4 protein-coding genes are annotated in these 5,454 nt (G+C 41.1%); 3 read left to right on the top strand and 1 reads right to left on the bottom strand.

The genetic code is table 11. The annotated features are described in order from the left end of the window. Window positions 1-536 (bottom strand): hypothetical protein (locus AC5JL8_RS18070; protein ID WP_495881072.1); only part of this gene is annotated, 536 nt, incomplete at its 3' end. Window positions 537-1,338: 802 nt separating this feature from the next. On the opposite strand from AC5JL8_RS18070, the gene AC5JL8_RS18065 reads away from it, so the two are divergent. The 3 genes from AC5JL8_RS18065 (at window position 1,339) to AC5JL8_RS18055 (ending at window position 5,340) form a co-directional block, all read left to right on the top strand. Further along, entirely contained in the window at window positions 1,339-1,920 is a 582-nt protein-coding gene (locus AC5JL8_RS18065; RefSeq protein ID WP_495881071.1) for a hypothetical protein, read from the top strand. Between the two features lie 144 nt (window positions 1,921-2,064). Beyond that, complete coding sequence (locus tag AC5JL8_RS18060; protein ID WP_495881070.1) at window positions 2,065-3,072, top strand: zinc-dependent alcohol dehydrogenase family protein; 1,008 nt, start codon at window positions 2,065-2,067, stop codon at window positions 3,070-3,072. A gap of 105 nt (window positions 3,073-3,177) precedes the next feature. After that, the gene (locus AC5JL8_RS18055) at window positions 3,178-5,340 is read left to right on the top strand and encodes a pentapeptide repeat-containing protein (protein ID WP_495881150.1); all 2,163 of its coding nucleotides are present in this window, start codon (window positions 3,178-3,180) and stop codon (window positions 5,338-5,340) included. Window positions 5,341-5,454 lie beyond the last annotated feature (114 nt).

Raw genomic sequence — 5,454 nt, 5'->3', positions numbered from 1 at the left:
GTACCTGTGCCTGTTGTACCTGTGGTACCTGTGCCTGTTGTACCTGTGGTACCTGTGCCTGTTGTACCTGTGGTACCTGTCGTACCTGTGGTGCCAGTACCTGTACCTGTCGTACCAGTACCAAAGCTGCCTGTACCTGTAGTGCCAGTCCCTGTTGTACCTGTGGTACCAGTCCCTGTACCTGTCGTACCAGTACCTGTTGTACCTGTAGTGCCAGTCCCTGTACCTGTACCTGTACCTGTCGTACCAGTACCTGTACCTGTGGTACCTGTACCAAAACTGCCAGTGCTTGTACCTGTTGTACCTGTCGTACCTGTTGTACCTGTTGTACCTGTCGTACCTGTTGTACCTGTCGTACCTGTCGTACCTGTCGTACCTGTAGTGCCAGTGCTTGTACCTGTACCAGTACCTGTAGTGCCAGTGCCACTACCAGAGGAACCGGTTTGGGCAGAAACAGACATAGCTAAGGGTACAGCAGCAAAACTGAGGGCAAATACACCAGCCAAAACAGATTTGGATAAATTCAAAGGCCTCATGGTTATGGTTCCTTATGTGGTCTAGATTTCTGTCGTTGATTGCCGATAAAGCTTTTGCCGGATTCAATCTGCTACTAAATTCAGCCTCCTTAAACAAGACAGATTGAAGGCTCTATCAACTAATGATGGAAGCTCTGAAAAAATCGGATATAGATGAGATTAAGAGAAAGCCTGGGCTGTTTTCAGCGAAACTTAAATAACAAGTGAATTCTCGCTAGATTCATAAGTATCTTAATCTTTTAAAGAAAAGCTTTGGTTTTCGTATGAGCCTGGTGACTTACTTATAGCTACAGCATCAGAGAGTTGCTATGTCGATAACCTCGTAAAAACCCCCACGACGGATTACATCAGTCGGGGTAACTTTGATTAAGAATAACTTCTGTTGTTTTCCTAAGCGTCTATCATAGGATTAAAAACACTTCTATCAAAAGTATTAGTCTGCTATCGATACTTAATTATTGTTCTGATTAACATAACCTTACCTTTAGCATCTTGAATAGTTCTGAGTAATAGCAGTACAGTTTGCATATTAGTGTACTTATCGCTCGTAGTCCATTTATGAAGTAATTATTTATGGATAATTGCTATTCTTGCTAAATAGCTTGAAATCAAAGTCTTAATAGCAGTATCAAATTAATTTATGTATTTGCAGTTTACAAAAGCCAATTTAGTTAGTCGTTTAAAAAATCTTAATTTATTCTTGGAGATTTAACTAATTACACCTTAAGGCAGATGGACAATCAAGATAAAATATCTATCAAAACTTCCGTATTTAAAATATCGTAATTTTTAACACATAAGTATGGCAATAGTTACACGAAATTCTCTGCCTAAACCAGTAGTAGCATCAGAAAAATTGGCTCAACAGCGCCTCATGGCAGAGCGAATGAAAGATGTTAAGCTTTTACTACTAAATTTAGCTAATAGTGAAGAAGCAACTATTAAGCTTATTATTGATTGTCTCTATGATATTGGCTCGGTCAATCTAATCAACAAAAAACTTCGTTTCCGGCCTTTAAACCGAACGATGAAATTAATTGCTCAGATGTCTAAGCCTGTATTTAGAATTATTGCATGGTATTGGTTTCAAAAAAACTGTCCTCAATTAATTGCTAACTGGCTACAAGTCCAGGTTGCGTTTGAAGATCCGACAGATATACCTAAAAAAATAGCTATTGAAACTTCAGAAATACAAGCCTATTCCTCGTTACAAGTAGAAAATATGAGCCAGGAGATTAAGTATTTGCGTCACCAAGTCAAATGGCTAACAGGGATTTGTATAGTCGCGCTTTCGGCTTTAGGTGTAACAGTCGCTGCACTCAGCCGAAGTCCAGAAGCACCATTACAGAGTAGACAGCAAATTCAATCAATCATGGGTCGGTAGTAATCTAGAGTTGGCGATATTTTCCAGTTGAATGAGCAAGCTATAGCTTGTTTCCCTATTCCTTTACTCCTGGCTTTTTTGCGGTTGTCAATGCGCTAAAGTTGCAAATGAGCGTGCATCTAGCTTGAGTTAGGAGAAAGAGTTATGAAAGCAGTCTTAATGACAGCAGCAGGGAACCCTGAAGTGTTGCAAGTACAGGAAATTACAAACCCTGTTGTTCCTGTAGGAAATACTGAACTTTTAGTACGCTTAGTAGCAGCTGGTCTTAACCCGATAGACACAAAACTTCGCCAACGGGGTACTTTCTACCCCGAACACATGCCTGCCATTTTAGGATGTGATGGTGCAGGTATAGTTGAAGCGGTAGGTGCTGGCGTGCAGCGCTTTCGCCCAGGTGATGCAGTGTATTTTTGTTATGGCGGCTTGGGCGCACACCAAGGAAATTATGCTGAATATACTGTTGTTGACGAACGATTTGTAGCACGTAAACCTACTTCCATATCCTTTGTTGAAGCCGCAGCAGCGCCCTTAGTACTAATCACCGCTTGGGAAGCTTTATATGAACGAGGACGACTGCAACCAGGGGAAAAAGTTTTGATTCATGCAGGTGCAGGTGGTGTTGGTCATGTAGCAATTCAACTAGCAAAACTCAAAGGTGCTAATGTCGCCACCACCGTTAGTTCTGAAGATAAGGCAAAATTCGTTAAACAACTGGGTGCTGATGAGGTAATTTTTTACAAGCAAACTGACTTTGTACAAGCAGCTTTAGATTGGACTGGTGGTGAAGGTGTAGACTTGGCGTTTGACACTGTAGGCGGAGAGACTTTTCATAAAACATTCCCAGCAGTGCGGGTATATGGCGATATTGTGACGATTCTCGAACCCAATGCCAATACTGTTTGGAAAGTTGCGAGGAACCGCAATCTCCGCATCGGTTTGGAATTGATGTTGACACCGATGTTACAGGAATTAGTGGAGGGACTTCAGCACCACGCAGAAATTCTTGAACAGTCTGCTATTTTGATTGATCAAGGACAGTTAAAAATCCACGTCAGCCACAAGTTTCCTTTACAAGAAGCTGCAAAAGCACATCAGTTACTTGAAAGTGGGTCTATCACAGGTAAAATTGTTCTGCTCATTAGCAATGAATAATAGAAAAGCAGTTTGCATAAATTGTTTTTGGCCTGGCCAGTAGAATTCGCAGCTATCCAAACAAAGTCCGCCGACGCGGGCTGGCTCAAAACAGCTAGACTGTTAATGAGTTTGTGTGCGTTATTAGCGTTGTTGCTGTTTTTGTTTCCTCTACCAGCTTTGGCAGTACAAACGCAAACAGAACGCACACCTTTAACTCTGGAACTTTTGCAAGAACGACTACGTACACCGACGTTACGTGAAGGCAATTTGACAATTGATTTGCGGCAGATGGTGATCGATTTACGTCAAGAGAATGCTAGCTTCCGCGATACTTTTTACCAATTGCTACGCAAAGAACTACAAAAAACTGGTGCAAAACCTTTGGGTTTAGACCTTAGCTATTCTTTAATTCAAGGAGATTTTGTAGGTAGTGAATTGGGTTTAAGAACTCCTCTCTACGCCCAAGCGATCGCCCCCATTTTTACCCCAACCGAACAAGAACAACTAGAACGTTTACGCCTCGTTTGTTTGCAGTCTCTTGTAATAGCTTTACCCAACTCCAAAGATTGCCGATCGCTTCTAGGAACTCAGTCAAATGTATCTAGCGAAATCGCTGTGTTTCGTGGTTCTTTGACGCTGGTACAAACTCGCTTTAATGGAGAAGTATCGTTTCCTAATACATTTTTTCTTCAGTCTGTAGATGCCCAAGGCGCAACCTTTATTCAACCTACTAACTGGACTGAATCTCGCTTCAGTCGTGCTGTCAGTTTCACTGGGGCTACTTTCCGTCAAGTGAGCAATTTCCAGGGAAGTATTTTTTTTAATAAAGCTAACTTTAAGCAGACCCAATTTCAGGAAACTGCTGAATTGCAAAATAGTATATTTACAGATACTGCCAACTTCAATCAAGCAAGTTTTAAACAGTTAGCTAAATTTAGTAATGTGCAGTGGCAAGGAAATGCTGATTTTTCCGATGTACATTTTGCCAATCAAGCACAATTTACTAAAGCAAACTTCGACCAATTTCTTTTTTTGACAGAAACGACTTTTGACCAAGCTGTAAATTTTCGAGAAGCACAATTTGATCAACCTGTAAATTTGCGGGGTGCTGGCATTTTCAACTTAGCAGATTTCAGCGATACGAAGTTTGCTAAAGAAGCTTTTTTAAATGTACCAAGTCTAAATTTTAACTCTAATCAAGCGAAAATTTTAGGAAATCCTGGGCAGATTGGTAAGATGTTTTGCGTACCTACGTTACAAGGTAATCAAAATGTCTTGCGTAATTTAGGACAGAATTTCCGTCAGCAGCAGCAAATTGCCGATGCTAATCAACTGGAGTACACAAAACAGCGATTGCGATTAATAGAGTTAAGCCGTCGTTTGTTAACCACAAATATTAATAGTGCTTCCATAGCAAGTTTAAATCAACTAGGCTTTTCCCCAACACAGGCGAAAGCGATCGCTCATCGCCGTCAAGTTAAAATATTTCGCAACACTAGCGAGTTACTGACTTTACCAGACATTGATTTAGAAACCTATAACCAATTGCGCGATCGCTTAATTGTTAGCGAACCCCTTTCATTTGGTGGGTGGTTACTGCAAGCTTGGAGTTGGTTGATACTGAGTATGCTGCTGTTATTGAGTGGGTATGGTACAAATTTTTGGCTAGTGTTTGGTGTCGGGGGAGTTGCGATCGCGTTTTTCGGCTTATTATTTTGGCTAGTTGATCGCTATCGCCGCCTGCGTCCTGTACCGATTATTCCCACATACTACGAAACCATTTCCATGCTGGCTAGTTTTAGCTGCTTGGCAAGCTTGAGTTTATTAGCTATCTTTCGCAATGCTGAACAACCTTGGCTGACATTAGGGTGTCTTTTAATTATTATCTTTCCCCTATCAGCAGTTTTATTATTGCGACTTTACCAACAAGGTCGTTATCACGACTTGATGGAAGTTTCCTACTTCGCAGAAGACGGCACAATGCGGCAGCTACGATTACTCATTGGACGTTTACCAGTCATCCCCCGATTTCAAGTATTCCGCGAACGATATATGCCTCTATTATGGAACCGTCGCTGGAACTGGCTTAACTATTACGACTTTAGCCTCAATAACTTAGTTAGATTAGGATTTAACGACATTCGGATGCGAGATGAACACTTACCGAGCATTATTGCTACACTTGCTTGGTATGAATGGAGCCTGGGTTTACTTTACATTACCTTAGTTTTGTGGACTCTTTCTCGTACAATTCCCGGATTGAATTTGCTGATTTATCTCAAGTGAATGTGTGCTGAGTTGTGCATAAACGCTAGCTAATATCATCAACAAATTGCTAATAGCTTCAAAATATAGCAATCCGATTTGATTTCTGAATCACTCGTAGAGGTAAGGGACTGG

Source organism: Mojavia sp. (assembly GCF_059505145.1).
The sequence above is the reverse complement of the archived record's forward strand: the minus strand, read 5'-3'. Positions and strand labels throughout refer to the sequence as shown.